We start from the raw sequence: 23502 nt of genomic DNA on the forward strand, positions 1-23502 counted from the left end.
GTGCAATCGGCCGTCGTTAACCCGAGGAACGCCACGCGGTTGTTCGGCAGCATGGCAATCCATTCATAATGGCAAGTTCGTAGGGCATGATTCGAGCCCCAGTTTGGAAGCTTGAATCACAGGGGCTGGCCAAACGCAACGCTTCAACGCTTCCCCGCAGGCCCCGGTGCGACGCTTCCGGGAAAGAGGCGGACATCAGGCAGCCGACAAGCACCGCTGAAACCGTCGAAAATGACCGTCTCGGAAGTCGGCGACCAAGTTTTGCTGTGCTGCGATAGAGCCACTTCCGGTAAGCTGGCTTCACTGACTACAAAGGAGATATGTCCATGCTGGACCGCATTCTTGATGCAGCAACCGACAATTTCAGGTTCGCGAAGATTCTGGTCCAAATGGGTCTCGATCCAAACAACGTGACCTGGGACGCCATCTTCAACCGCCTGCTGGAAATCTTTCTGCACAACATCACGCTTGCCAATATGTTCGCCCTGGTCGGCGCGATCTTCTTTGTCGCTACATTGCTGACGCACACGATGGTGCCGCTGCGGGTCGCGAACATGATCGGTTGCGCATTCTTCGCCATCTTCGGTGCGCTCACCGGAGCCGTCACGACCTTTCTTCTTTATCTCCTGATGATTCCCATCAATGCCTACCGTCTCCGTCAAATGCTCGCTCTCGTGAAGAAGGCGCGCACCGCAACAAAGGGGGACATGTCGATGGAGTGGCTCAAGCCGTTCATGACCGACCGCAAGTATCGCAAGGGCGATATCTTGATGAAGAAGGGTGACCCAGCCAATGAAATGCTACTGACTGTGACCGGCAAATTCCGGGTCATCGAAATCAACGTTGAGGTTCCAGCGGGGCGTTTGATGGGCGAGCTTGGTTTCCTTACGCCCGACAACCGCCGGACTGCGACGATCGAATGTATCGAGGATGGCCGCGTCCTGACTATCAGCTATGAAAAGCTGCTCGAGATCTACTTCCAAAATCCGCAGTTCGGCTATTACTTCCTCGTTTTGACCAGCCAGCGTCTGCTGGAAAATCTCGCGCGTGCCGAAGCCATCATCGCGCAGAACAAGATCGCGCCGCATACGCCTTTCGCCAACTGACAGCGGTTCGGGGCGATGGATCTCGGCCGTCGGATACTCCGCCGCCGTCAGCGCGGCCACGACCTGAGCTTCGAAGAGCTTCATCCGCGCGGTCGCCCTTGCTTTTGTTGAGATCGTAACTGCGACGTCTGACAATCTGACGGGATCGAGAGGAGAGACGTTCATGGGGACCCGCCCGGTGATCTTCCCATTCGGCAATCCCTCACCGATCAGGCGATGGCGAATATCGAGAGTCTGAAAGTTGTTCACCTGCAGAGACGAACGGACGATGTTGCCGAGGCAAGGCGTAGCGAGCGGCGAAAGACAGCAGGCAAGCTTATTGGATCACCGTGTCGGCGGTCCGACAAGCTGTCGCGCATCGTCGCATGCCCGGTGACTATTTGACCCGGGCCTACTATGCGGTGCAGTTCTAGTCCGTCGGCCGGGGCATGTTCGAACTTGACGCGCTATTGCGCCCACCATTGGTTAAGGGTTCCTATCTCTCCACAGGGCCGAGCCTGCCCTGGCGGTAAACGGCCACGATCGGGAACGAATTTTTTCAAACGACGTTTGATGACGCGGAGCCATCGCCCGCCGTTCACAACGGCGCCTGTCGCGGATAGCCAAAGGTCATTTTGACCCGCTGTTATTCTCCACTAGCGCTCGCGCGGATAGCCAAAGGCGATGGCTGCCACTGCTCAGCCAATCGACGTGTCGGAATGCGATGGATGACCCATACGATCTAGTGCTGGCCATGTTCGGCGTGGTGGTCGCCGCCGTCATGCTGCTAGCCGGCGAGCTCTATCTTGTAACACGGCAGGACCCGCCAGAAAAAAACTTGAAGCCTCCCTCCATCGTCACATCCTCGATTGAACGGCAACGGCTGTAACGAGCTTCGGAATTGTTTTGGCGGTTGCGATCGGTTGGAAATTCGCGGTGCACGCTTCCTTCAAATCTCTTTGTCGAGCTTCGTCACGGTATTCGTTGCGATCGGACCGACCGAAACCGCTGTCATATACCGGTCTCCACCGCTGGAGACCAATTTCGGTGATCTCCTGGCGCGCATCAAATCCGGACGTTACATCGCGCCGCCGGTGCGACGGCACTACATCCCGAAGGCGGATGGGACCGAACGGCCACGCGGCATACCGACATTGGAAGACAAGGTGGCACAGCGGGCTGCTGCTGGAGCCGATCTATGAGACCGACATCTTGTCGTGCTCGTACGGCCTCCGACCGGAACCGATCGGCCCATAATGCCCTATAGCCCGCTATATGGCCAGTTTACTGAAGGGCTTGGGACACCAGCTCTGTCGGCTGCCAGCGCAATGCTTCGAGAGACCAGTGCCAGCTCCGAGCCGAGGCGGATCCCAATTCGAGCTTGGACAGGAAATCTCGCCGGTTTCAAGTAGTGACTCCGACCTCTGAATGGCGGCTCCAGGGCCAAGTAGAGACATGGCTCTAGCACATGGCTGGACTAGATCACGGGCAACGCCGTCCAACTCAGATGGCGGCTCCGGCCAGCAAGGAAGCGCCGCCAAGCGCGACCATCACAAGTCCAGGCCAGTTCGATTTGATGCCGAAGCCGCTACCCGGTCCTTCAGGTTCCAGCGTGTCGCGCCCAGAACGAAGCCATCTTCCACCGCTGAATCGGCCTCGCCAGATTGGCTGATACGCCATCTGGAGTACGCCGCCGAAAACAAGGAACACACCAAGCCATATCAGGGTCATGCTCTCCTCCTACGCACCAGTGAACGCCAACAAGGAACCGTGGTCCGTTCAACGTCTGCACGCTGCTCTCGGAATTAGAACGACCTTGAAAGCCGCCGGCCGAGCGCGCCGCGCGTAGATTGAGGATGGTCCCGGGCGAAGTGCAGGCTTACGTCAAACATAAGCATCCTGCTCAGTCTTCGTCCGGCTCGCGCACAACCGGCTGTTCGTCGGTTCGATTCTCTTCGTCGTCTTGCTCTTCGTCCTCTTCGTCGTCGTCGTCGGGATCTCCGGGGGGGCATCGTGTTGCCCACGATCGTGAAGACACGCCAGTCGATCCTGGTGGAAACTATCTCGGGGGTTTGCAAGGTCATGTTGCTGCTCCTCGATGTGACCCCGGGGCACTTTACCCCTTTGTCGGAGGGGCAGTTACGGAATTAGCCGGCGCGGCCGAGGTCCGATTTTATCTCCGTCAAGTGTCCCTAAGATAAGTGTTCGAGATCGTCGGATCCGGGGCCAAACTCCGACGGCAATCACCCTCCGTCCGGGCGAGCAGAACGACGGTCGAGCACAGCAGCCGCAGCCATTCCAGGAGCCGAAAGGGCCTTTCCAGGCTGGCGCCTTACTGTGGCCCGGCTTACAGGGTCTGCCATAGTTGCCGAGGTGCGTCACGGACACTGGCCCAAGTCCTGACTAGTGCTGGCCCTTGGCCGGTCCTTTTAATTGACGACACCAGTGCCGATCGCGGTGTCAGGTTTCGCCCGGCCGGATCATCCTTGCGGCGTGAGGCTGCGGTGTATCGCCCCGCCGCGAGCCTGTTTCGGGCTGCGCCCTTTGCAGCTCCACTCGCCGCTCCACGATGGCATGCCTCAACAATTCGAGCACAAGGCCAAAGGCTGCGAGTTCCTCCTCCTCGATCGCGCCGTCATCGTAACATTCGAGGGTTTCACTGATGATGGCATCGGCCTCTCCCTGCAAAGCCAGCAGTTGCTGATTTGACTCCGCGGCCCGCGCGCTGGAGACCATCGCCAGAATTCTATTGCGATGACCGGTATTTTCTTCCCTTTCGTCCCGATTCAAATAGCGACGCAACCAAGCTCCGGCCGAACCGATCCCGGAGAGAAGCAGGAGCGCGAACCAGAAGTAGTCGCCGTACCTGTCGAGGAAAGTGCGTTCGTTGCCGTCGATGACGGCCGCCGCTCCGCGATGTACCGGCAGCTCGGCGTCTTTCTCAGTGTCTGGCTTGGTGATGTGCGCAGCACCAGGCACTTGCCTGGCAATCGCCTGACGGATGGCGAATAGCTGCCGGAAAAAGGCCGCCACGGTCGCTTCAGACAGCGTCTTTCGCGCCACGACTAGGTGGCTGACGCTGACCGTCTCAACCTTGTCGTCCGGCCAAGCCGGCTTCGCATTAAAGACGCTGGGTGGAATTTCCTCGGATTCATAACGAGGGTGCTTTAAAGCGATGGCTTCCGAAGCGTCGATCGGGAGAAACTTCGGCTCACCTCGCGCGCGGGCCGTTGCGGCGATGGCCTCGGACGTGATTTTACTGTCGAGCGGACCGACCGCCATGAACGCATCGATGGTCAGGTCGCGCGCCAGCTCATCGATGTGGTCCGTGCCAAAGTGCGAAAGCCCGACCTTGTCCACCTCAACGCCGGAGGCGCTCAAGATGACCCGCAGCAGCGTCGCGTTCGCTGGTGTCCGGCCGATCACGCCGACGCGATGCCCTGCGAGGTCGGCAATCTCCTTGATCTTCGGTCCGTGCCTTCTCCTGGAGCTCTGGCCCGCAAGTCCGGAAGACGACCACAGCACGACGAAGTTCTTGCGTACCGTGGCAACTGTCTGCGCGTCGGCCGGCATCTCCAGATCACCACGGCCGACCGCAAGGTCGACCTTGCCAGCACCAAGCAGAGCGATGGCTTCGACTGCCCCCTCTGTCGCGATCGGAGATAACCTGATAGTTCGGCTTTCGCTCGCGAAAGCATCGGCCATCGCCTGAACTACCTTATGATCGTTGCTTCCCGGCGGTCCAACTGCAATCCGGAGAACTTCCGGCTGCAACGCATAATACAGAGCGCCCGCTGCGGCCCCAAAAAACAGAAATCCAACGACTAAGACCAGCAGTAAGGAATTGCTCCTTCTCCGCAATCGGCGGGCCGCCTCACTGGTTTTACTCGCATCGTTGGACGAGAACATTGCCGCTGCCAGTCGGGATCCAAAGCAATTCCTGCTTCCCAGATACTGCGTTTTTCCGAGAATAACGTCGTGGTGGATGCCTTGGTTCATGTTCATCCGGCGAACTGAATGGCTTTTTGGGGCGACTTGCCGGGCTGCGGAGCACTCCTGTGCTGCGGGAACGAGCGCAGTGGCCGGCGGCGGCCATTCCTGTCGATAGCCGTTTGGCTCCTGTCGCGCGGATCTTGGAATAAAGTCTGGCGATCGGCAGAAAGTGGCGCGACGCGATTTACCCGTGGGATTCTAGAAACTCGCGCTTACTCTGATGATTCGAAAAGTTCTTTAAACCGAGTTGGCCTTCGATCTTGCGGCAGCCCGCGGTCCCTGACGGCATAGGTGCCGTGCTTCCTCTTTCCCGCTCGGCCAAATGCCGGACGGTTGCGCCGAACATGTACTCCTGGGGGGCGCGCCCAATGAGGAGCAGGAATCGAAGAGTGGGCAAATCGTCAATAAGGTTGAGATACGGAACTGAGCAGGTCTATCGCAAGTCGGGGGTGTGGACAGGAATGACTCGGATTGTTCCTAACTGTCATCCAATTCGAGGTAGCTTTGATGCAGGCTAACCGGGGACTTCATTCCGTCAAATAGGACTCGAAATGCTAGTTTGCTTGCTTTGCCGGCGCCCACCACGCGTCCCGTCTTTGAGGGGGCTTTCCTGATCCGGTCGGCCCCGAGCTGGCTAAGACGCACTTTATCGCCAACTCGAAAAGTCGCTGCGTCGGCTTGCAAAAGATCGATCCCCTCTGCTGAGACAGCCGCAGCTTACGTGATTCTCACGCTCGGACCGCTATTTAGGATCGTTACTCGTAAGTGGCGGATTTCCGTCGGTAGGCGCCGAGCGCTCATCCCTTCGTGGCCGTGAGTCGAGAAGATCCGGTAGCGGAGGCAGTTGCTGACGCGGTTTAGCACTCGGAGCGCTGGCAGGATGCTTCTGGGCCATCTCCGTCTGCCTACGATTCATCGCAAGCCCAATTAGCCCGGCGATCACCAGTAATGCTCCCGCAGCGATGAGCCAGTGGGGTAGCTCCAACCATCCAATCGCGGTCTTGACTGCATCCATCTATTTTTGCCTTTAGACCGCCCTCCAGCCTCGTGTAGTCATCCCTTAATAATGAGACGACCCAGAAACGCATTGCAGGCACGCTCGGCTTCAGCGAACGTGCTAAAAGGCGATCCGGCTACTTGAGCCGCGGGCATATTCACAAAGTCGGGGCGGTATGACGCAACAAAGCCCGGTTCTCCGTGCAATCCCGCTCCACTTCGGCTCTCACTGCAGATAACGAATGAATAGTCATCGCTGCTTGCGATCCATATCTCCAGATCGCCGGTGTTGACGCGGCTGAAGTGCAGGGCCATTTCACCCTCCACCGGCTGGGCCAAACTTGGTCCTCCGTGACGCTTAATCTGTCTTGGTGCGGCCGGCGGCTTTGGCCTCCCGCGCCAGCCGCTCTGCCTTTAGGCGTTCTCGATTCTCGTGGAATGCCTTCTGCGCTTTAGCGTAATCGGTCAAAGCTTCCTTGGCTTCTGCCTGTCTGAATACCTTGCGGGCTTCTCTCTCTGCGCCTGTTGGTGTGCTCCTTCGCTCTCGAACGTTGACCATTGCGCTGAACTCCTTTCCAGGCTCAAAACAACGCGTGGCGCTAGCGTTCGATCCTATTGGTCAACTCATCTGACCTTAGTCTGCACACCCAACTCCACCAGCCGGCGGCCTCGAGTGGCCGGGGGCGTCTGGCCGCTGGGGGCACATGCGGTTACGGCGCCAATAGTCATCAGAGAGCCGCAAGGTGCGCGCGGGGGCGCGTCCCGTTGCGGGCGTACTGGACCAGCGGTGCGCCTCCATCCAGTGCGTCGGGGAGGAGACGGTAGACCACCCAAGGGCTCTCGCGGCAACCCGTCCTGCTACCGTTGCCCGCGTCGCCGTGTTCTCGCGTATATTAACGAAGTCGAGGACCCATGGCGCGGAACGGCCAGACACCGACCTCGCCGGCCGGAAAGGCTCGCACTGCCACCTAAGGAGGCGATCGCCGTTGATCAGCTTGGCTACTCTCTAAGCGGCGGCGGCAAAAAAGTACGCCGGCGGGCCCGAAATGGCGGCGGCGTCCCTGTCATTCCCAGTGCTGGGGCCCTGAAATTCCCAGTGTCATTTCCTTTAGCGGGTACGCGAAGAAACGGCAGTTGCCCACCTCACACAACTTTTAAAAGAGGAGCCGACGTCAGGGCCTACACGCCAGCTCCTCTGAAACGCGACCGTACTGCGTCCCCAACGGTCCCGTCCCTCAAAGGAGGGTGCGGTAGCTCCTAATGGCATTGCTCGGCCACGAACAAGAGGCAATATCCGCTCGTCGATGCCTGTGATCCACGACGCTGAGGCCGTCAGATGGCTCGTTCAAGTATTTGCGCGCAGCACACGCGCGGCCAGGCCTGGTTGCACCGTCTCGAGCTCGATGGCGACCGGAATTGCGGAGGCCGTCGGCCCATGACCTTTCGCCACGCACAAGCTCACCAATCGAACCGTACCGCATACCGCTGTTTCAGCCTCTTGGTGGTCAGGCTGACGGCATACTGGATGCGATCGAGATCGGCGCCGTCGCGGGCTATTGTCGTTATCGCCCAATCGCTGCCAGCCGGTTCGACTTCGACGTGGCAGACGTACTCTGCGCCGGGGAAGCTGCGGATTTCGCGCAGCGCGATAAGCTCAAGATCCTTCGCGGCTACCATTGTAACGGGCACCGGAGCATTCCTCGCCTTTTCAGAAGTCAACCGGGATCGATCGGTGCTGTTCCTAAGCTGAAGCGCAAGCGCGAAGCGGGAGCTGTCCGATGACACCGAAGCAGCAGCACTCCACCCTTAAGGGTGCGATCAACCGTGGGATCGTAGTGCTCGACGCGCTCGGCGACTCCGAGCTCAAGAGCGTCGCAGGTCTGGAATTGGACGGCAGCCGATGCTGTCTTGGCCTAGGTGTTCAGTCCCGAGGTCAAGTGGATGGGATCGATCCTGAAGCGGTTTGGTTCGTCGGCCCATGCTTTGCAGATAGCTTCATAGGGCGTGAGACCACGCAGGGTCTTAAGGCGTCTGGCGAAGTTGTAAGCATCAAGGAAGGCAGCGAGGTGATCTTCCAATTGCTCGTGGGTCTCGTAGTGGTATCGCCGGACGGTTGCCTCCTTGAGCGTGCGGTTCATTCTCTCGACCTGACCGTTAGTCCAAGGATGATTGGGCTTGGTCAGGCGATGCTCGATGCCGTGTCCCAGGCAGGCCCGGTCGAAGGGATGGCCGCGCCAGCTTGCAGTGGCGCCATCACGATTCTTAGGCAGGTCGGCGAACTGGATACCGTTGTCGGTCAGTACAGTGTGGATCCGGAAAGGGACGGCCGCCACCAGTTCTTCGAGGAAGGCCCTGGCTGCTGCACCCGTGGCCTTCTTCACCAGCCGGGCGAAGGCGTATTTGGCGGTCCGGTCCACCGCCACGAAGAGATAGAGTTTGCCTTCCTCGGTGCGGACCTCAGCGATATCGATGTGGAAGTAGCCAATGGCGTAGCGCTTGAAGGGGTGCCTGGCGGGCTTGTCGCCGGCGATCTCGGGTAAGCGGCTGATCCCGTGACGTTGCAGGCAGCGGTGCAAGGACGAGCGCGTGAGATGCGGGATCGTCGCCTGCAGCGCATAGAGACAGTCATCCAAAGGCAGGAGCGTGTGCTTGCGGAAGGCGACGACCATCGCCTCTTCCTCGGCAGAAAGCACGGTCGAGCGCACGGTCTTTGGCCCCATCGGCGCATCGTGGACAAAGGTGCGCTTACGCCACTTGGCGACCGTCTTTTGGTTGAGCCCGTGCTGGGCGGCTAGCTCTTTGAGCGGAGCCTTCGATCGCTGTATTGCCGCTCGGATCGCGTGCGTGGTCGTGGCGCTGCCATGGAGTATCTGGCCCATAGGTCCTCCCGGAATGAAGGACCAGTTTGGCTGATTCCCCCACACTCCGGGACCAGACACCTAGGGCTACAACGAGACCCGCGTCCGGATCGTGCCGAAGGCTGGTGAGATCGCCCAGGCCCAGACCGTGGCCGATTGGCTAGCTTGGCTAGGACACCACCACGGCGGCGTTCAGCGGCTCGTGGCATGGGCGCACGATGACCTATCTGGCCATGGCTGAGGGGAGCGATGCAGCGCGCGGACGGTCCACAACCGCATCGGCAAGTCGGTCGCGTGATCCTAGAGCATTTCGGCGGGGCGGAGCTCAGCATCGAGATGGTCGACGAGCCGGCCGGCCGGGCGCATCTGCAGAACTTCTTGACCGGACGGGCTATGGCCGGGGTTAACCGGGTCGTTATCTCACACGGCAAGATGTGGATCGGCGGCGTCGGCTGGATGAAGGTTGGGAAGCGCTGGAGCGACCGCCGCGATAGGGCGGCTGGATTTGAGGGGCGCCGATGATCGACCTTGCCGACTATACCAAGCCGATACGGGACCAGCTGAAGCGCGGTCGGTTCGGCTGTGTCTACGTCGCCGGCATGGAGAGCCCGAAGGCCTGCCGTATCGGCTACGCGGAAGATTTGGCGCCAGCCGTTGCAAGGCTGCGGCGCTCAGCGGCGGCAGCGGTCACCATTGAGAGCGCATTTTGGGCACCTGATCGCCGTATCAGCAGCCACCACAATCGCCAAGGCGGTTCAGTGCGACCTGGCCCACCATGCAAAGGCCGGCGGATGGTTCGTTGTTGAGCCTGAAACGGCCACAGCAGCCGTCGAGCTGGCCTCAGTGCTTATTTTGGCTCGCTCGCGGCCATGGCGTGGCACGATCAGCTGATACGGCAACACAGGGATAGGAACCATCCCCTAGCAGGTCAGTTGATGGCCTGTTCAGTGCCGACCGTCATCGGCGTTGAGCGAGGGATATGGACTCGGTCTCGGCACTTGCACCCCTCGTGCTGAGGCCTTTTCTTTGCGCTCAATTTCGCGACCGGAGAATCCGCATGACCCCCAGAGAACGCCGTGACATGCCATGGATTATTGGGGCCGCTGCATTGGCTTTTGTCCTATCGATCGTTGTCGGCGGCATGACGTACTTTCGGTAGCGGCCAGGGCTAGCCCGGGCGAATATCGGGACCATTCGCGAGTTGCTTCTCTAATTGGGAAGCGCGATTTTCCAAATCGTCCATCTCGAGCCGGATTTTGAGAGCTAAATCCGTGTCCTTGCTTTGCCGAGCCAGGGCGAGGTCCGTCTCCAACTCGCTGAGGTCCATCAAAACGCTGCCCAATTCCACGCTTGTTGCGTAGGTCGGATCATTTTCAAGGTGGGTGTACCGGCTGCCGAGCGCTGTAGGAGAGCGGGCCTCGTCACCGCGTTCGGGGGCGGCGATTGCGGATGGATGGTTTTGCGGGCCAGCGTTCGCGTCACGTTCATCGGGGATATGTTGTCTTTGGCTATTGCGCCCACGCCGGGTTTTGCTCACCAGCAGGTAAACGATCATCCCAGCGGCTAGGCCGATGACGAGCACAATGGCTAGACCGATGACGCTCATGTTACACACCCTATCGTTCTCCACAGGTCCGGACCACAAATTGACTTCTGCAGCGACGTAGCCGAATTCGGTCGCAAATCAGCTTGAGTGAATAGATGCGCCCGCCCGGCACCGCCGCGGCGGGTTTTCATTTGCCGTGTTTTCAAACGAGCACGGCAGAAGACGTTCCAAAGTAGAGAGAAATAGATGGCGCACGGGATCAAGACCAGCGGCTGGCAGAATGGCAAGCCGAACAAGCCGTCGGATCAGCCCGTTACTGATCCTGCAGAGAATGAACGACGCCCCGAGCGCTTGTTCAGGCCAGGCCAGTCTGGCAACCCGGCCGGCGGTGCGTGGCAAGCGTTTCAAATCGGAAGATCTGCCGAAGCTGCTACGCCGCGTTCGCGACGCTGGAGTCCGGATCGCGGTTGCTTCCTCGGCCAAGAAGAATGAAGTCGATGAGTATCTCGGCATCGCTCGCGTCGTTGATCTCGTGGACCTCACAACTTCTTCAGACGACATAGAAGAACAAAGCTGGCGCCGGACATCTTCAATGTCGTTCTCAAGAAGCTTAAGATTGAGGGCGCCGGCGCGATTTGTGATACGCGATACGATGCGGAAGCGGCTGGTAGGGCGGCAGTTCGCACGGTCGGCGTGTTCTGTGGAGGCTTGACGGAACACGAATTGCGGAAAGCCGGGTGCGCCGAGGTGTATCCGGGGCCCGCTGCGCTACTGGCCTGTTTCGAACGATCTTTGCTGTGCAATTTGCCAGTCGGCGCGCCTTTACTCGTCGCCTGCTCAGCTCTCGATTGCCCCGCAAATAGGAGCGATAGGCCTGCGGTGAAAAAGACTCTCAGGAGATCTGAGCGCGGGCATTCTCGCATACCGCAAGGGCGCTCGGGGTCTGCTCGTTCACCTCGGCGGTCCGTTCTGGCGTTAGAAGGATGATAACGCCTGGTCCATTCCAAAGGTGAAACCAATGCCGTGGCTGCCGCGATCTTTCTCGCCGCCGCAATAAAGCACGGCTTCGTGCTGCGATTCATGGTGCTCGATGATGTTGCTTCGAGCTTCGATGCAGGACATCAGTTCGCCTTGATGGACGCGTTAGGCACGTTATTGCGATACGCACGGCGGCTGACGGCTTGCATTTCTTCATCTTGAGTCACGACACAAGCCTGGAGAACTATTTTGACAAGCTCAACGGTACCGATTGGCATCATCAGAAACTGCAAGGATGCCGCCGAAGGGGCGCCTGATGGTATCGGCCCAGGAGGCGGACCGTCTCAAGCCCAAACGCAACAGCACCTCAATGCGGGCCAGGTCGATATTGGTTGCTCCGTCTCTGCCACGATCTCGAATACAAGCTCGGCCAACTCATCTCGAAACTCGAAGTTCCCGTGCCGCCCGATTATGCCACGCGCGGAGCCAGACGGACGCTCTGGACCTATATCGAGGCGATCACCGATGCCCTGAAACTGTACCAAGCGGCTAACCGATGCGTGATGTCATCACAGCAGATCAATGATCTGCCGAACCATCATGCTCCGTCGATTTTGGGCAACTTCGTGAGCCATTACGAGACCGGAGCTGGCACGCCGTTCAATGCCTATGCCCTGCTCGGCGTGCTTCAGAGCATCGACCATCTTGCCGACGCGGCAAACGGCCAGAAGTAATTATTCGTCGTCTCGATCGGCGTTGAAGGGAAGCATCACCCGAGCGGTCCACTTGGCGTAGAACTACTATATGTTCGAGGCCGGTAGCGTTGCATGCGGCTACTTTGTAAGATGGGTCATGAAGCCAACCGCCCGCTGTTGCAATTCGGGCTCTAGACTGGTTGCCTTGATTCTCTCAATAATCAGTTCGGAATTGAGGGGCCGAGCGGCGTGGTAGGCTTCGACGAACTCCGTGTCCTTATCCGACAACCGCGCGAGTTTGGACACAATCACGTCCTCAGGGCAGGGCGCAACCGCCAAAACCGTTCGATCGTCGACCTCTACCTCCCTATAGATCGCCCTCGTGTTCCAGTCAGACGGAAGACGGGCCGTATTTTCGTCCACCCCATCGATATAGAAGCCGTGATTCCGGTGAAAATCAGAGCCTTCGCCAAAGAGCGCGTTGATCTGTTCGGAAGCTTCCGGAGGGAAATCCGGATCTAGTTCTTTTTGAGTGATCTCCCACAACCTAGCATTCTCAGGATAGGCGTCGATTTCGCCAGATGTTCTCAAGATGACCGGAGCGTCCGGCCACGAGAGGAGAATGCTTTGACTGCCAATAATGAAGACCTTGTCGGTTTCAAACAGCCGGGCTATCGCCCTGACCGTCTCGATAAGGTCTTCAAAGGTTCGAACAATGATTGCTGCGTCACGCGACAATCCGCGCACCCGCGGGTTCATGCGCAGCCGATTTCACGGCGAGACGCTTCGCTGCCTGCCAGATACGACGCCTTAGCGCAACGTCGCTAAAGTCAATCCCATCGGCAATCACGAACGGGGACGACAGACGCAAACGAGTCATTTCCTCGTCGCGGCTCGTTAACCGGCGGCGTACCTTCGACGGCGGAAGGCGAAGCAAATCATCCCATTCGCTGACGAATGAATAGCCCGCGTAACGCTCCGAAGCGCTACGATCGTGCGAAATCTTCGCACTGTCGATCAACGAAGGGTCGCGACCGATCGCCCGCGCAATAAGCCGATGAATTATCAGCTTCGCGGTGTCGTTTACGTGCTCCTGGTTGACCCGAATGGTCATCGTTTCCGTTGCCTCTAGGGGAGCATAAGCATCAGCTAGTAAAAATCCAACTAGCCGCGCCGATCCTTGTTCCCTTTGCGTTCCTGTCAGTTCCACTCTACGTTACAACACCGCTCAAGGACCAGCCTTCAGCTCCTTTAGGCCTTCACTTTTTATGCCGGCCCCTTGAGGGTTCGTTACGTAAGATTATCTTACCAGATGTCGGAGGTCCGAAGGAGGCAAGCATGGACCCCGTTATCGTTAAAGAAACACTGATCAAGGTCCTCAGTCAGATCCAGACTGATAGCGGCCTGGAATGCCCGCCCCTTAGCGGGGCAATAAAGCCGGTCGAGAACATCCCCAAATTCGACAGTAATGTCTGGCCGGTCGCGACCAGAATCCTTGCGACCGAGATAAAGGCCGAGATTCCCAAAGACGTGAATATTTTCGTCGACGGGACGACCAAACTGGCCCGAACAATCGACGAGACGGCGAGCTTTATCTGCGACCTTCTCAAGAAGCAAAGCGAGCAAAAAGCCGCAGCAGCATGACCGAGGTTGATTCAATCAAGCGCCGCCAAATTGCTGAGCGCCTCAAGCAGGCACGTAAGCTCGCGGGCCTATCACAAGGTCATGTCGCAAAAATACTGGGCCTGCATCGTCCTTCCGTCACCGAAATGGAAGCCGGCAACCGCCGCGTTTCAGTTGACGAACTCGCTCGGCTTGCCGAGATCTATGACGTCAGCGTCGCTTTTCTGCTTGGCGAGGCGCCAGAAAAGCTCAATGCCCAGGACCCGCGGGTCGAGCTTGCCGCGCGCGAACTCTCCAAACTCAAGCCTGATGATCTGGAACGCCTGCTCAAACTGTTGGCCGCAATGCGCAGCGATCCGAACCCAAGCGGAGGCGATCGCTGATGAGCGTGACGCGCACCACCAAGTTCAGCTTCAACCGTCGTGCCTTGGCGACTGAGGGCATGCAAGCCGCCGCGGCCACACGGGCCAAGGCCAAGCTCGATCAGGCCGGCTGATCTGCATCTACGGATTGTGCGAGACGCTGGGCGTAGTGGTGCCCTTCAACAACATCAATATGGAAGGGATGTATCAGCGCGGCCTTCCTCCGCGCATCCACCTCTCAGCGCGACGGCCACTGCCCTGGCGCACTTACAATTGTGCGCAGGAGCTCGGCCATCACGTATTCGGTCATGTCTCGTCGATCGATGAACTGCGCGAGGATGCGAAAGCGCAACCCTGGGACGATCCAAAAGAGTTCTTGGCGGATACATTTGCAGGGTTCGCCCTCATGTCATCGGCTCGCGTCGCGCCTTTGCTGTGCGACGCTGGACGCCGGAAACGGCGACGCCAGCGCAGATATTCACTATCGCCTGCGGGTTCGGTCGGCTACGCGACACTTCTGCGCTTTTCGGCCAGGGCCGCAAGCAAGGTTTCAGATTGCAGCAGGTCATTGTCCGGCTCTGCAAACCTGCAAGCGCCTGCAAGATGATGAGATTGTGGGCGGCATAGCGCGCCGGGGCGGGACATGCACGGAGATGCGGGCGGCATGCAGGATGACCGCGGGCTCGGGGTCGCCGATCAAGAAATCGAGGACGCCGCGGCCGACCGCCGTGAGGGCGGGCAGCTTTTGGAGGCGGCCGGTCTCCTTTCCCCCTCGACGTGCAAGCCGCCTTTGGAGGCGTAGCTGGTCATGCACCGGCCGTCAGATCCGTGAGGAACGGCACGAGGGATTTATCGGCCTCCTTTAGCACGTCCAGAAGGGGCGGCGTTGAGTCGTCGACAGCCATCGAGACATCTTGAACTGGGCGATGTCGACGTCGCCGGTCTGTCGCGAGCCGGCGGAGCGGCGAACACCAAGCATGGCGGCATAGGTTTGGTGGGCGATCGCGCCAATGAGCATCCCGCGAAGGCGAAAACGCCGGTCTTGGCAAGCGCCGCGATGACATCGCCGATCCCACGTTGAGGCGGGGAAAGCTGAAAGATCAGAGCCGCGCGCTGCCAGCAATGTTGAAATGTTGGCTTTGTTATTTCCCATACCAGCTCGTCGCGCTTCAGACGGATTGTCGCGAAAACGCCAGCTCATTTGTTCGGACAGGGGATGCGGGAGCGCAAATCTCGACACGTGCGGGTTTGATCATCTGGTCAAATTGCTGAGCGCTGGGCGATGGTACGAAGCTTGCGTAAGAGCTGGTCCATCTCTTCGGATCGGCGGAGTACATCCGCCTTGTGACGGGCTCGGGACACGGGCGCTACATGAAGGTTGCCAGCATGTCAGGTATCGCTGCCGCTTTTCTATTGCCTTGGAGCAGCTCCCATCAGACGGTTTATGATCGGCTGAAGCACATGCTTCCGAAGCTCTCGCTTCGTGGACAGGCAGGCGTCGGGATCGCCGCCTTCATGCACAACAAAGGCGTTCGATATAAAACCGCGTCTCGGCCATCACACGAACTTCGTGCGATCGACAAGGACGAGCAGGATCTGGAGTTCATTCCCCATGTTGCAATCGCTCATGTTCGCGATCGTGTTTGCACGCAGGGTGAGAGTGACGATCGACCAACTTCCAATCGCAGGGCCGCCTCCCGCCAACTGACAATTTCGTTGGACGGAGCGTTAGTAAATGCTCGAGAGATTAGAGCAGAAGTGATTGCCCAAGGTCACACCTTTGAGGGTCGGACAGATGCCGAACTCTTGCTCAAGCTAGTTGAACACATTTGTGAAAGGGATTATTGGCGCCAAGGCCTGCGCGTCAACTATGAGCACGTATTTCGTGAGGTTGATGAGCGCATTGATGGTGCTATTAGTGCGCTTTTGCTGGACACCGAAGGAAATCTGGTTGCGTTCCGCAATAGGTATGGTTTGCGTCCTTTGGAGTTCATGCAGACGGACGATGGGTGCTTGCTCTTTGCGTCGGAAAATTGCGCCTTTGCCGGACTTCGGGGCAAGTCTGACCAAATCGTGCCGGGCTATATCAAATATGTGGACGGAAAAAACGGAGATTGCCTCGATCGTTCTGTCGGCGATTCTCGATGTGCCGCCAAGCTTTGCGCCTATGAAGCGCTTTACCTCGGAAGTCCAGATACATCGATCCAGGGGCGATCTCACCTCGAAACTCGTTACAGCATTGGCGTCTCGCTGGGGGACCTTGTTGCGCGTCAGCTTCCTGCAGAGCCGGGCGCCGCTCCAATCATCATCTCGTCCATGCCTGATACTGGAGGGCCCTACGCTGACGGCTTATTCGCATCTCTCGTAGCACGTGGGATTAGCGCCGAACGGCGTGAAGTCATCGAGACTCAAATCACTGAGCGAACTCTCATCGGCCCAAGTAGTGAGCGCAAGCGTCGTATCGCTCACAAATACCATCTGGCTTCGACTGACGTCGAAAAACGCACGATACTCATTGCCGATGAAGCCCTCATTCGTGGCGACACCAGTCGGACCGTAACGAATATACTTCTTGCTGCGGGCGTCGAAGCTGTCCATTGGGCAATCGGCTCACCGCCTATCGTGGCTCCGAATTACTACGGCGTGAATATTGAGACCATCGATGAACTGGCCTTCTGGCGGACATGGAAGAGGCTGTCCGCTCAACAGCGGAAGCAAAGTCTACTATTTAAAGATATCGAGCCGCACGTCCTCAAAACCATCGAAGCAAGAATCGCCGTTTCGATCAACGCCGCCACTGTGACCTACTTGCCCTTCCCGCGTCTCACATCGTTGCTGCCGCGGGAGAGCGAAGGAATAGATTTGTCGCCCTTTACATTCGAAATGCCAACTCCTGCGGGGCAAAGGCGCGCAAACAGAGACCTGCATAATCTTATGGCCGACCACTATAGCGCCGCCTGAGGCCCGAATCATGAAGCCAGCTCTCGTTTTTGATTGGAATGGTACGTTGCTTGACGATGCCCACGTGCTACTGCAAACGACCAACACTATCTTGGAGCGCTTCGGACGCCCGACGATCGATCTGGACACCTTTCGGGATCATTGCGATGTTCCACTATCCATTCTTTTCCGAAATGTCGGGATATCAGAAGCGGAAGTCGCAGCCGTAGATCGCGATGGCGGCGCAATCTTCCATGACACCTACGAGCCGCTAGCCGACAAAGCAGAGTTACGCGTAGGTGCGCGCACAATGCTGGAATTGGTGCGCCAAGAAGCGGCTTCGTCCATCATCGTGAGCAACCATATAGTCGCGCCCCTTACTGCTCAATTGCGAAGGCTCGGAATCGACCGCTACTTCAATGACGTCCTGGCTTTTGAAAGCCGTCTCACCCAGTATAAAACGATGAGCAAAGGGGAGCGGCTTCGGAGGTACATGGAGGAGAATGACCTAAAGCCTGACTCAACTTTCATCATCGGGGATATGCCAGTGGAAACCAACATTGCGCGAAGCCTCGGACTGATAAGTATATCCATCACCGGCGGATTTGTTTCCGAATCGCGCTTGCGAGCAGCGAAGCCGGACCACATCATCCACAACTATCACGAGCTGTTACCAATCGTTCAAGCGCATGGCTTTTTCTAAATGGATAGCTGGTGTGTGCGAAGTCGAGATGTCGCACTTAAGCCAGCGGTGGGAAGGAGTAGGCCTTGTCGGACTGGGGCCCATGGGAGGGTATTGGTATCAGCCTCTTGCGTCATCAGAATGAAGCTTACAAGGATCATTCTGCGACGGACCGTCCGAACATAATTCCATCGCCGAGTTGTCGTGGCCCGTAAAAGCCTGTCCTCTTGCCCTTGGCGCCGGCAGATTAATTTAGGCAGATCGATGTGTTCAATGGCCGCCGTGGACGCTGCTGAGAACGCCTGATCCGCGAGCAACTTGCGTGCTTCAGTGCTTCACGGTCGGCCAACCGGCCAACTGTTCTACTCGGCGCCACCGACGCGATCTCTGTGCTTGGCCAACAGCCAACAGCTGCTCGTTGAACCGGAACAAATGACGCTTGGTTGAACCCCACAAGGTTCTGGGACGCCGCGACGAAAATGGGTGGCCAGTATGCCGCAATTGTCCCGTTCTTCTTGCTGACGGACATCGTCAGCAATGAGTCCTCGAACTTCTTGGAGGACGAATTATCATGGGCCCGGATGGGGCAGCCCATGATGGAGTTTTTGATCGCGCCGATGCGCTTGGATGGGCTATGGCGCCCCGGACCGGTGTCGTCCGTCGCGAAAATCTTATTCAGCGTCGCTCATCAGCATCAAAGCAGCATCTCGCAGCCACCCCTGGCTACGCTATGATAGCCGAACTGATTCGGCGGCCCAGCCTGGCCTTGACCCCAAGTCCGGCTGCCGTAGCGCCCCAGCCGAAAGGGTGGGGCGCCTTTTTTGCATTGCCCTTGCTGGCCCTAGGGAGCATCAGATGGCGCACCACGCGCGCCGCAACATTAGCCCGCCCCCGATGCGAGCAAGCTTAGGAGGTGGTCCGACCGTCTTAAAAATTGCGATGCGCGTGGCAGTACGACAAAATTTGGGCAGATATGCGCGGATTCGGCTAGCTGGAATAATGCTCGTCAACTGACCGATTTTTGCCATTCGGCGGCTGGCGAATTCGACAATTTCAGTTTGCCTTGATGCAAAAGCGCTGGACCGGACTGATTGCCAGCTCGCGCTCTGCTTTTAGCATTTCTTTTGCTCATTCAGTGGCCGCAATACTCATCGGCGTTGCCAAGTCGCCCAGCAGAGCAAACCCCGCCAATTCAATGTCGGTGAGGCAGACTTTTGCGGCAGCGCCCCATGGTTTTACGGGGCGCGATTTGTGAACCATTTCACAAATGCAGGGCGCGATGACTGCTAGATCGTAACGCGCTGGGGGATTTCAGGGGTCCAGTGACGGGGCGCCGCCGGGACACCATATTTCGACCCCCACGGCGTAGCTTTTTTATCGGCATTGAAAACGGCGTTGGAAGCGCAAGGATGGTCCTTAGACTGGCAATCGGACCTCTCAAATCCCTTGCGATCGTCGTTGCTCTTCCATTGGGGATCGGTTTAGCGGTTCAAGTCGCCGTGTTCGCGCTGTTCGACCGGGATGTTGGCGGCGCGTTCGGTTCAGGTCTGGCCAGGATTGTTGCTGGCATATTTGGTTTGGTCATCACCATCGTGATCATTCTCAGGCGAATTGCCGATGTCGAGGATTGACTGGAGAGCCCGGATCACGCGCGTGTCACAAAGCCTTGGCGGAAAAGTGCCAATCTCGCCGAGCTGGAATTTCAGGATCCAGACTGGAATGCGTGGCGGGTGCCGCCGAGCGAATATACTCCGCTCGGCGGCGTTCAGCATCAATCTCCAATTGGAGGGAAACGCATGTTCGACGCCGAAACGACTGCGCTGCTAAGGGCAGTGCTAGAGGAAGTTTGCGAGAATATTTCAGTCTTTGAAATCGGCGCCAGGACGCATGTTGCTTCCAAGATCCTCGAAGCCGCGGCCAACGGGCGACTCTCAATAGATGAATTAAAAGCAGCGGGTCACAGCGCGCTGAACGCGCCTCCGGGGCGCTGAGTTTCGTCCCGGTCGGCCACGCTAGAAGATGTTGAACTTCACGGTGAGGCGCTGTTCAAGATGCCGCTCACTGGCACGCCCTTACAAGAACCGGCCCGCCACGCGCGTCTTCGCGATGGGCCGTTCCGGGCGGATGGCACGAAAACGAGGGGGAGCCAGCCGTTGCGCCACGGACCTTTCGTCTCGAACGGTATCTCGAACGTCGGATCGGAGATTTATTCCAACGGAGGCGGTCGAAGACAAAAGCAACGCCGCCCGTTTGAAGCTCCTACAGGCGCGACCTTCCAGCCGAGAGGTACTAACAAGCCTCCGGATATTGATCCATCTTGTCGTTGCGAGAAAAGATTCAGCCTTCAGACAGTATACGCTTGGAACGAAATGGAGCAGCGGGTATCGATTCAAAGCTTCCGGTCTCAAGCCCCCAAGCCCGCCGGGAGTAGCGGCCCTCGGCGCCATGAACCTCCGGCGCCGGGGGTCGTTGGTTGAGGAATCCTACATGGCGTCAGCCGTCTCTGCCGGTATCCATCATCGGCACCACTTAGTCGCGACGTGCCGACAGGTAGGGGCTTTAGGCCGGGCGAAGTCAGCCTTTCGTTTATGTGTGCTGCAGTTTCAGCCTGTCGCGCTGGGCGAATAAGATTGTCGCGCTCCACACCTGGTGTGATGCCACGAGCTTCTGTCCGCAGGCGCTCGGCCGTTTCTCCGAGCCGCTGGTCGAGGAGATAAAACTTGCTTGGTGCGGTTTGTCTGGGCGTCCGCGGCGCAGGTAAAAACGAAGAAAATAAAGACGAAGGATCGAAGCATTATTTCCTCCCTCAAAAGCGCTGATCAAAATTCATTTTGTCCATCGCGAAATGCGATGTGCAGCCAACCGCGTCTCCAGAGCCAGCGCAATGATCGGCCTGCCGACGCGTGAAAATTGAGGCGTCCATTGCCCGCTAGGCCTTCTGGGATTACGACACGGTCCTGGAGGCAGGACGCCGCAGAATTTACATCACGATAGCTTTCACCTTTTCCTTCCAACCCGCCGAATGAAGGAAGCGCGTCTTTTGAAGAGACGCCTCGAGGATTGCTTTTCAGATGAGCGAGAGGCGGCCTCCAATCGCTTTCAAATACGTAAATCGCATTGGTCACGATGCATGCTCTCCAGCACAACTAACCCTTGGCGCCCAATCATATGCGATGTAAGCGCCAAAGCCATTCACTGCGACGTATATGGTGGTGGTCCAAATGAAACGAGTGTGTCTAGGGTACTTTAGCTTTCAGAAGATCAATCCGCGTCGATCTGAGCCACGCTCGGGGACGAGGTAGGTCGGATTCTTGGAGCTATTCACCAACCTTTCGGACATGTCGCACTCGCCGATCGGTCGGCAGGTATGAAGAACCTCAACCTTGTCGTCTTGGCAATTTGGGCAGGGGTCATTCATTGGGGGTATGGAGACTGCCGCTGAGCGTTGGACGAGACTGGCCGGGTCGCGCTCAGCGCGCTCTCTGAGTTGCGTGATAGCGCGCTCGCGGTCGCTCTCATCATCCGAAATTAGGAGCGGGTACACTGTAGTATACATATCGAGCGGGACAATCACCTCGCCGAGATCGGGCACGTCCACGATCGCAGGGGCCGTTAGTCCAGCCAGGGAAGGGACTCCGATCATGCGACCGTGAAATCTTACGAACCGTTCGGGAGCTCGACGCACCGGATTGGCGTAGGTTGGGTTGCGTGACACGGAGATTAGGCGATGCACTGTCGACCTAGTGTAGATCGCCGGGACGTATCTGGGGTGAGCGTATTGCTGCCTGGGTACATAAAGCCGAGCCGCCGGCGGCGCCCGATAGCCAGGTGCGGAGCGCATGACAGGAGTGGCACGAAACGTTGCGGCAGATCTTGCGCCACCACCATAGGAATGAGCGCCGCCGCCGGCTCTCGCTAAACATGGCGATGAGGCTACCAACGCCACGGACAGCGCCGCAGCAAGAACCAAGAACTTTTTCATATTGATCGCCCTAAAAACAACTTTGCTCAAAGAGCGACAGTCTTCAGCAACCTGCGGGCGAGTTCAAGAGGTTATTTGGTCTTCACCGCAAGCCCGATCTCGACCAGCCGGCGGATAGCCTCAGGTCGGCCAGGCAGATCCCCCTGATGGCGCCGTCAATCATCAACATCTCGCGGGGCATATGAATCATTCGCGGTAACGGGCTCGTTTTGTACGGGAAGGCGCCCCCGCCTCGATTTCTGTCATTTATTCTTGATGGCACGTCATAAAGAGACAAGCCGAGCAAGTGCTGGAACACCCGCTCGGCTCTAGCCCAAGCCAAGGAGTGAGCATGGCCCAAGCAATCTAATACAAAGCCGGCTTCTTCGCTCTTCGGCGATCCAGTGCTCCGCGCTGCCTTCAAGGCGCTGAGGACGATGGGCAGACCGGTGAGCTGGTTGGGCCCGGCTGGATGGTGGCGCCGCCGAGTCCTTCCGCGTTCTCGAGAGGGCGTAACGGAGGGCGCGATGATGCTAAGCGCCGCTCGATGGCGGCCGCTTTTTGTACGTTACGAAAATTCGAATTCAAGTTTTGCCTTGGTCTTAGGCTTGGCGTCTGAAACCACGATACGCACGTTCTCTCCCAGCGCGTTGAGTAGATTAAATAGACGCTCATAGGAGAAGCCGTCGAAGTTCCCACGCATAAGTCGAGAGACATCGGGCTGCGCAATCCCGATCGTCTTCGCGGCTTGTGATTGTGTGAGCCCTTTTGATCGAATGATCGCGGCGATGCCGAGGACAAGGTCGGCCTTAGCAAGATGCATCTCTGCATCCGGCACGCCAATATCGGCGAAAACATTACCGCTGCCTTTTGTGCTTCTTGCTTTGCTCATTTTCCTTCTCCGCGTGTAACTCAATTGCCGCGTTCAACCGGGTGCGTATCAAGTCCTTGTCGTTCTGGGATGTCGTTTTCCCTTTAGTGGATTTCTTCTGAAAGGCGTGGAGTACGTATATGGCGCCTTTCAGCTGAACCGTGTAGACAGCCCGGAACGTATCTCCGTCAAAACTAGACTTGATTTGAAGGACGCTAGCTCCGCCAAAACCTTTCAGCGGCTTTACATTCTCTCCTTTTCCGCCCTTCTGGGCGGCACGGAGCGCAAAACCGATCTCCTTCTTGCACGGAAGGGGAAAAGCGGAAAGATCCTCAAGCGATGAGCCGACGAACTCGAGAGGCACATCCTCCTTGCGCTCAGACGACTTTATAGCAGATTTACTATTGGCCATGTCAACGAAAATATTGTGGTCTGGTTCCAGGAAATTGGACGGCGAATCTGGTTGTTTTGCGGGTCAGATACAATCTCAACGGGGGCGCGGCCGCAAGTGGGACTACACCTTCGCCTTCAGCCCGATCTCGACCGGCCGGCGGATGGCCTCGGCCCGGCCCGGCAGATGGGCTTGGTTGCGGCGCCAGTCGTCGAGCCTGCCCCAGCCCGCAGGGTGCCAAAGCAGCCGGCGATAGGGGGGACTCGTCTGTGTGATTGCGGGGCCGGCAATCCTTGCTGCCGCATGGAACCGCGCATGTACGGTGGAACCTTCGCGGGCATTCCCGATCGATTGGAATTTTGAGCCCGGAAGAATTCAGGAGAGTTATTATCCGATCTGTATTGGCTGCCGGATTGGTTGAATTCTTCTTATCAACGACGTTGGCCGGAAGCGCCTGTGCCCAGACCGCAAAGGCGAAGCCGAAAGAAAGTCAGGCGACCGGGCAAGTCATATGCTCATCA

Annotated in this window: 26 protein-coding genes; 12 read left to right on the forward strand and 14 right to left on the reverse strand. The window is 58.0% G+C overall.

Annotation, left to right across the window (positions count from 1 at the left end; translation table 11 throughout):
- The first annotated feature begins 320 nt into the window (after positions 1–320).
- Both ACVMDN_RS02915 and ACVMDN_RS02920 read left to right on the forward strand, forming a co-directional pair.
- Positions 321–1106, forward strand: a complete 786-nt coding sequence (locus ACVMDN_RS02915; RefSeq protein WP_092089236.1) for a cyclic nucleotide-binding domain-containing protein — start codon at positions 321–323, stop codon at positions 1104–1106.
- Between the two features lie 703 nt (positions 1107–1809).
- Complete coding sequence (locus tag ACVMDN_RS02920) at positions 1810–1974, forward strand: hypothetical protein (RefSeq protein ID WP_176731287.1); 165 nt, start codon at positions 1810–1812, stop codon at positions 1972–1974.
- A 614-nt stretch (positions 1975–2588) separates the two neighbouring features.
- On the opposite strand, the gene ACVMDN_RS02925 is transcribed toward ACVMDN_RS02920, so the two are convergent.
- The 6 genes from ACVMDN_RS02925 to ACVMDN_RS02950 all read right to left on the reverse strand — a co-directional run bounded on the left by ACVMDN_RS02925 (position 2589) and on the right by ACVMDN_RS02950 (position 8953).
- The gene (locus ACVMDN_RS02925) at positions 2589–2816 is read right to left on the reverse strand and encodes a hypothetical protein (protein WP_082653959.1); all 228 of its coding nucleotides are present in this window, start codon (positions 2814–2816) and stop codon (positions 2589–2591) included.
- A gap of 729 nt (positions 2817–3545) precedes the next feature.
- The gene (locus ACVMDN_RS02930) at positions 3546–4994 is read right to left on the reverse strand and encodes a TAXI family TRAP transporter solute-binding subunit (protein WP_456835916.1); all 1449 of its coding nucleotides are present in this window, start codon (positions 4992–4994) and stop codon (positions 3546–3548) included.
- Positions 4995–6131: 1137 nt separating this feature from the next.
- Complete coding sequence (locus ACVMDN_RS02935; protein WP_092089301.1) at positions 6132–6389, reverse strand: hypothetical protein; 258 nt, start codon at positions 6387–6389, stop codon at positions 6132–6134.
- A gap of 43 nt (positions 6390–6432) precedes the next feature.
- Positions 6433–6633: a hypothetical protein gene (locus tag ACVMDN_RS02940; protein ID WP_253587969.1), complete on the reverse strand. Its 201-nt coding sequence runs from the start codon at positions 6631–6633 to the stop codon at positions 6433–6435.
- Between the two features lie 899 nt (positions 6634–7532).
- On the reverse strand, positions 7533–7751 hold the full coding sequence (locus tag ACVMDN_RS02945; RefSeq protein ID WP_456835744.1) for a hypothetical protein: 219 nt from the start codon (positions 7749–7751) through the stop codon (positions 7533–7535).
- 236 nt (positions 7752–7987) lie between these two features.
- Positions 7988–8953, reverse strand: coding sequence for an IS481 family transposase (locus ACVMDN_RS02950; protein ID WP_069280608.1), 966 nt, complete (start codon positions 8951–8953; stop codon positions 7988–7990).
- Between the two features lie 228 nt (positions 8954–9181).
- Between ACVMDN_RS02950 and ACVMDN_RS02955 the strand changes: the two genes are divergently transcribed.
- Complete coding sequence (locus ACVMDN_RS02955; protein WP_456835743.1) at positions 9182–9454, forward strand: hypothetical protein; 273 nt, start codon at positions 9182–9184, stop codon at positions 9452–9454.
- A gap of 646 nt (positions 9455–10100) precedes the next feature.
- On the opposite strand, the gene ACVMDN_RS02960 is transcribed toward ACVMDN_RS02955, so the two are convergent.
- Positions 10101–10538 carry a hypothetical protein gene (locus ACVMDN_RS02960; protein WP_456835742.1) on the reverse strand — a complete coding sequence of 146 codons (438 nt, stop codon included), beginning with the start codon at positions 10536–10538 and terminating at the stop codon, positions 10101–10103.
- Positions 10539–11453: 915 nt separating this feature from the next.
- Complete coding sequence (locus ACVMDN_RS02965; protein ID WP_456835741.1) at positions 11454–11600, reverse strand: hypothetical protein; 147 nt, start codon at positions 11598–11600, stop codon at positions 11454–11456.
- A gap of 314 nt (positions 11601–11914) precedes the next feature.
- Here ACVMDN_RS02965 and ACVMDN_RS02970 point away from each other — a divergent pair, with 314 nt between their 5' ends.
- Entirely contained in the window at positions 11915–12190 is a 276-nt protein-coding gene (locus tag ACVMDN_RS02970) for a hypothetical protein (protein WP_253587966.1), read from the forward strand.
- 99 nt (positions 12191–12289) lie between these two features.
- Here ACVMDN_RS02970 and ACVMDN_RS02975 read toward each other — a convergent pair whose 3' ends face one another.
- Complete coding sequence (locus tag ACVMDN_RS02975) at positions 12290–12889, reverse strand: DUF6036 family nucleotidyltransferase (RefSeq protein WP_456835740.1); 600 nt, start codon at positions 12887–12889, stop codon at positions 12290–12292.
- A complete protein-coding gene (locus ACVMDN_RS02980; protein WP_456835739.1) occupies positions 12879–13265 on the reverse strand; it encodes a hypothetical protein in 387 nt (128 codons plus the stop codon). Before ACVMDN_RS02980 ends, ACVMDN_RS02975 begins: the two co-directional genes overlap by 11 nt.
- A gap of 224 nt (positions 13266–13489) precedes the next feature.
- Between ACVMDN_RS02980 and ACVMDN_RS02985 the strand changes: the two genes are divergently transcribed.
- From ACVMDN_RS02985 to ACVMDN_RS03000, 4 genes are all read left to right on the forward strand, one after another.
- Entirely contained in the window at positions 13490–13795 is a 306-nt protein-coding gene (locus ACVMDN_RS02985) for a hypothetical protein (protein ID WP_456835738.1), read from the forward strand.
- Positions 13792–14157 (forward strand): helix-turn-helix domain-containing protein, encoded by a 366-nt coding sequence (locus tag ACVMDN_RS02990; RefSeq protein ID WP_057019389.1) that lies wholly within the window; start codon positions 13792–13794, stop codon positions 14155–14157. The genes ACVMDN_RS02985 and ACVMDN_RS02990 overlap by 4 nt, the downstream gene beginning before the upstream one ends.
- A gap of 181 nt (positions 14158–14338) precedes the next feature.
- Positions 14339–14743, forward strand: a complete 405-nt coding sequence (locus ACVMDN_RS02995) for an ImmA/IrrE family metallo-endopeptidase (RefSeq protein WP_456843684.1) — start codon at positions 14339–14341, stop codon at positions 14741–14743.
- Positions 14744–14800: 57 nt separating this feature from the next.
- A complete protein-coding gene (locus ACVMDN_RS03000) occupies positions 14801–14938 on the forward strand; it encodes a hypothetical protein (RefSeq protein WP_456843596.1) in 138 nt (45 codons plus the stop codon).
- 60 nt (positions 14939–14998) lie between these two features.
- Here the strand turns inward: ACVMDN_RS03000 and ACVMDN_RS03005 are convergent, their stop codons facing one another.
- Positions 14999–15289 (reverse strand): GSU2403 family nucleotidyltransferase fold protein, encoded by a 291-nt coding sequence (locus ACVMDN_RS03005; RefSeq protein ID WP_456835737.1) that lies wholly within the window; start codon positions 15287–15289, stop codon positions 14999–15001.
- A 218-nt stretch (positions 15290–15507) separates the two neighbouring features.
- On the opposite strand from ACVMDN_RS03005, the gene ACVMDN_RS03010 reads away from it, so the two are divergent.
- From ACVMDN_RS03010 to ACVMDN_RS03025, 4 genes are all read left to right on the forward strand, one after another.
- Entirely contained in the window at positions 15508–17097 is a 1590-nt protein-coding gene (locus tag ACVMDN_RS03010) for a hypothetical protein (RefSeq protein WP_456835736.1), read from the forward strand.
- Positions 17098–17107: 10 nt separating this feature from the next.
- A complete protein-coding gene (locus tag ACVMDN_RS03015) occupies positions 17108–17779 on the forward strand; it encodes an HAD family hydrolase (RefSeq protein ID WP_456835735.1) in 672 nt (223 codons plus the stop codon).
- A gap of 1388 nt (positions 17780–19167) precedes the next feature.
- The gene (locus ACVMDN_RS03020; protein ID WP_253587962.1) at positions 19168–19389 is read left to right on the forward strand and encodes a hypothetical protein; all 222 of its coding nucleotides are present in this window, start codon (positions 19168–19170) and stop codon (positions 19387–19389) included.
- A gap of 165 nt (positions 19390–19554) precedes the next feature.
- Complete coding sequence (locus ACVMDN_RS03025; protein WP_092089273.1) at positions 19555–19749, forward strand: hypothetical protein; 195 nt, start codon at positions 19555–19557, stop codon at positions 19747–19749.
- An 828-nt stretch (positions 19750–20577) separates the two neighbouring features.
- Here ACVMDN_RS03025 and ACVMDN_RS03030 read toward each other — a convergent pair.
- From ACVMDN_RS03030 to ACVMDN_RS03040, 3 genes are all read right to left on the reverse strand, one after another.
- Entirely contained in the window at positions 20578–20883 is a 306-nt protein-coding gene (locus ACVMDN_RS03030; RefSeq protein WP_456835734.1) for a hypothetical protein, read from the reverse strand.
- 1404 nt (positions 20884–22287) lie between these two features.
- Positions 22288–22611: a helix-turn-helix domain-containing protein gene (locus tag ACVMDN_RS03035; protein WP_092089278.1), complete on the reverse strand. Its 324-nt coding sequence runs from the start codon at positions 22609–22611 to the stop codon at positions 22288–22290.
- Complete coding sequence (locus tag ACVMDN_RS03040) at positions 22577–23002, reverse strand: type II toxin-antitoxin system RelE/ParE family toxin (protein ID WP_092089280.1); 426 nt, start codon at positions 23000–23002, stop codon at positions 22577–22579. The genes ACVMDN_RS03035 and ACVMDN_RS03040 overlap by 35 nt, the downstream gene beginning before the upstream one ends.
- Between the last annotated feature and the right edge of the window lie 500 nt (positions 23003–23502).

It is taken from the genome of Bradyrhizobium sp. USDA 4510 (assembly GCF_054059095.1).